General features: G+C 74.0%; 3 protein-coding genes. 2 read left to right on the top strand and 1 reads right to left on the bottom strand.

Translation table 11 applies throughout. The features are described 5' to 3' along the window. Positions 1-518: ABC transporter ATP-binding protein (locus ACFV6I_RS15250; protein ID WP_380425581.1), on the bottom strand; the 518-nt coding region annotated here is incomplete at its 3' end. Positions 519-912: 394 nt separating this feature from the next. Between ACFV6I_RS15250 and ACFV6I_RS15255 the strand changes: the two genes are divergently transcribed. Both ACFV6I_RS15255 and ACFV6I_RS15260 read left to right on the top strand, forming a co-directional pair. Further along, the gene (locus ACFV6I_RS15255) at positions 913-2,745 is read left to right on the top strand and encodes an FtsX-like permease family protein (RefSeq protein WP_380425583.1); all 1,833 of its coding nucleotides are present in this window, start codon (positions 913-915) and stop codon (positions 2,743-2,745) included. Between the two features lie 58 nt (positions 2,746-2,803). Further along, positions 2,804-3,517 (top strand): hypothetical protein, encoded by a 714-nt coding sequence (locus ACFV6I_RS15260; protein WP_380425585.1) that lies wholly within the window; start codon positions 2,804-2,806, stop codon positions 3,515-3,517. The last annotated feature ends 25 nt before the right edge of the window (positions 3,518-3,542 follow it).

Below are 3,542 nucleotides of genomic sequence, written 5' to 3' on the forward strand. Positions count from 1 at the left end.
GGCTCGTGGCCCCGGGCGGGGGCTCGGGCGCCGCGGTGCGGGGGCCCGCGGGCGCGCTGGCGGGGCCGCTGTTGGCCGTGGGCGGCGCGCCCCACCAGGGCCAGCAGGGTGTGCGCGCGCTCCTCGCGTTCGGCGGCCGAGACCTTGCGCAGCCGCATCGGCACGCCGACGTTCTCGGCGGCGGTGAGCATCGGGATCAGCCCGAAGGACTGGAAGACGAAGCCGATCCGCTCCCGCCGCAGGGCGAGCCGGCCGTCCTCGTTCAGCTCGGCGAGGTCGGTGCCGTCCAGGGCGATGCTGCCGGCGGTCGGGGCGTCCAGGCCGCCGACGAGGTTGAGCAGGGTGGTCTTGCCGGAGCCGGACCGGCCCTTGAGCGCGGCGAGTTCGCCGCGGCCGACGGTGAAGGAGACGCCGCGCAGCGCGTGCACGGTCCGCTCGCCGGTGCCGAAGCTGCGTCGGAGGTCGGTCACGGCCACCATCGGGGTGTTGGTGGTGGCGGTGGCCTGAGGCTGCGTCATTGAGGCTTCCCCCTGTGTGTGTCTACCCAGTGTCTACGGACGGGCGGCGCCACGGGTTCACGGTTTCGGGCGGCGATTTCCGGGGTGCGGGTCGGCGTTCCCAAAGGCGTGCTGTGGAGCCTTAGTTGTGAAATGTTCATGGCATTCTGGCGGGCGCCCGAAGTGGGGGAGCTGCCAATGCAAGGAATTTGCTCATTACTTACTTGTTAGCGCAAGTCCCTTCCGTTCCTGGATCGAATCTGACAGAGTCGTCCGCTATCCGGTGATCAAATGCCGGTGATCATTGCGTCGATGTGCCCTAAGTGTGTCTATTCGTAGCCGAGTTGTGACCAAATCGGATCGATGGACCGGGCTGGGACGCAACCTGGGGACGTAAAGACCGGGGAGGAACTTGATGCTCGGCTTCGTCGTGCGCCGACTGCGTGGGCGACTGCCGCTGGCTGCCGCCGTGCTGCTCGCAGTGCTGATCACCACGGCCGTGCTGACCGCGCTGGTGGCGTTCAACCGCAGTGTCGGCGAGGCCGGTCTGCGGCAGGCGCTCCAGGGGACAGGCCACGCCCGGACCACGGTCGTGGTGACCGCCGAACACGGGCTCGACCAGCGTGCGAAGGACGAGGCGGAGCTCGCCGCCTACCGCGGCAGGCTCTTCGGAGACCTGTCCGTGCGCACCGACAGCCTGCTGCGCAGCCGCTCCTACGGCTTGCCGGACGGCGCCGGCGCTACCGGCACTACCAGGACCAGCGGCACTACCGGCGCCAGCGGCACTACCGGGACCAGCGGCGCCCCCGGGTCCGCAGTCCCCGGAGCCGGAGCCCAGCCCGACCTGACGGTCCTCGCCGACCTCGACCGAGACCGGACCCACCTGCTCGCCGGCGCGTGGCCCGCCGCGGCCTCCGGCCCGGTCCAGACCGCCGCCCCGCAGGTCGCCGTCCCGCAGACCATGCTGGCCCGGCTCGGCCTCACCGACCAGGCCCTGCCCGCCGATGTGCAGCTGGCGGACCGCCTCGACGGCAAGCCGCTGACCGTCCGCGTCACCGGCGTCTACCGGGCCGTCGACCCGGCCGACGCGTACTGGCGCATCGACCCGGTCCGCGGTCACGAGGTGGAGGTCAGCGGCTTCACCACCTACGGCCCGATGCTGGTCGACCAGAGCGCCTTCACCACCGCCGGATTGGTGCAGAGCAGCCGCAGCTGGCTGCTCGACGCCGACTTCACGGGCATCGGCCAGTCCTCGGCGGAGGCCATGGGCGACCGCGCCCAGGGCCTTGCCGATGACCTGCAGTCCCGCGCCAGCATCGGTTCAAGGACCGAACTGCCCGACATCCTGCGTGAGTTGTCCTCCAGCATGATGGTCGCCCGGACCACCCTGCTGATCGGCGCCCTCCAGCTGGCCGTGCTCGCCGTCGCAGCGCTGCTGCTGGTCGTCAACCTGATCGCGACCCGGCAGACGGCCGAGAACGAGCTGCTCGCCGCCCGCGGCGCCTCCGGCGCCCGGCTCGGCTTCTTCACCGCGACGGAGTCGCTGCTGCTCGCCCTGCCCGCCGCGCTGCTGGCCCCCCTGCTGACTCCGTTCCTGGTCCGTGCCCTGGCCGGCTTCGGGAGCGACCACCAGGTGCCCCTGGACACCGGCATCAGCTGGTCGCTCTGGCCGATCGCTGTGCTCTGCGCCTTCGCCTGCGTCCTGCTGGCCAGCCTGCCAAGCCTGCTGCGCGGCGCCGGAGCCGCCCTGCGCAGTCGCTCCGGCCGCCGCCAGGCCCTGGTCTCCGGCGTCGCGCGCAACGGCGGCGACCTCGTCGTGCTCGCCCTGGCCGTGCTCGCCTACCAGCAGCTCAGCCAGTACGGTGGTGGGCTGTCGACCGACTCCTCCGGCCGGCTCGGCGTGGACCTGCTGCTGGTGGCCACCCCGACCCTGGCGCTCTGCGCCGGCACCCTGGTGGTGCTGCGCCTGCTGCCGCTCGCCGCCCGGCTCGGCGCCCGGGTGGCCGCCCGCGGCCGCGGCCTCGGCCCGGCCCTGGTGGGCTGGCAGCTGGCCCGTCGGCCCGCCCGCGCCACCGGCCCCGTGCTGCTGCTCGTGATGGCCGTGGCCACCGGGGGGGGGGGGGGGGGGGGCGCCCCCGCCGCGCGCCCCCGCGCCCCGCGGGGCCCGTGTGTGGGGGTCTGGGGGCGGGGCGCGCGGGGGGGGGGGGCCCCCCCCCCCCCCCGCCACCTGGACCGCCTCCCAGCGTGACCAGGCCGCCTTCAACACGGGCGGCGGCCTGCGGATCTCCGCCTCGCACAACGCCCTGATGGGCCAGGGCGGCCGCTACGGCGCGCTGCCCGGCGGTGACCGGATCGTCCCGGTGGTGCGCGAGGACCAGTCCCTGCCCAACGGCAAGGGCCAACTGCTCGCCGTGGACACCTCCGCCTTCGCCGAGCGCGTCCCGGTCCGCGCCGACCTGCTCGGCGGGCGCACCCGCGAGGACCTGTTCGGGTCGCTCGCCCAGCCCGCCCCCACCGGGCCGTCGGCCGGCCTGGAACTGCCCGGCCACCCGCTGCGGATCGACGCGGAGGTCACCGTCCAGCAGCCGGAGCAGCAGGCCGGGACGCCCGGCGGCAGTACCCGTCCGTCGCTTCACCCGGAGGCCAGGCTGCTGCTGCGCGACCGCTTCGGCATGATCCACAAGGTCTCGCTGGGCACGCTCCCGCTGACCGGCGACGCCAAGGTCTCGGCCTCGCTGACCACGCTGGTCGACGCCCCGCTCGGCTCGGCCGCCGCGCCGTTGACCGTGGTCGGCGTGATCGTCGCCTTCGGCGACCGGTCCAACGGCGAGCTGACCGTCCACCGGCTGTCCGTCTCCGACAGCGCCGACGGCCCCGCGACCGCCGTCCAGGTGCCGGCCGGCTTCGGCTGGACGGCGACGGCGCCCCCCGTCCGGGCCGTCGGCGACGTGGTGCCCGGGCCGGCCGCCGGCCCTGTCTCTGATACACAGCTGACGCGGCCGACGAGAGTCGGAGTGTAGCTCTCGGGGGTGGCCGGATCAGTAA

Origin of the sequence: Kitasatospora sp. NPDC059803, from assembly GCF_042732255.1 — a bacterium.
Classification (GTDB): Bacteria; Actinomycetota; Actinomycetes; order Streptomycetales; family Streptomycetaceae; genus Kitasatospora.

What these genes read in the sequence shown, in the direction of transcription:
- ACFV6I_RS15255 (WP_380425583.1), top strand. Translation starts at nt 913, where the DNA reads ATGCTCGGCTTCGTCGTGCGCCGACTGCGTGGGCGACTGCCGCTGGCT.
- ACFV6I_RS15260 (WP_380425585.1), top strand. Translation starts at nt 2,804, where the DNA reads ATGGGCCAGGGCGGCCGCTACGGCGCGCTGCCCGGCGGTGACCGGATC.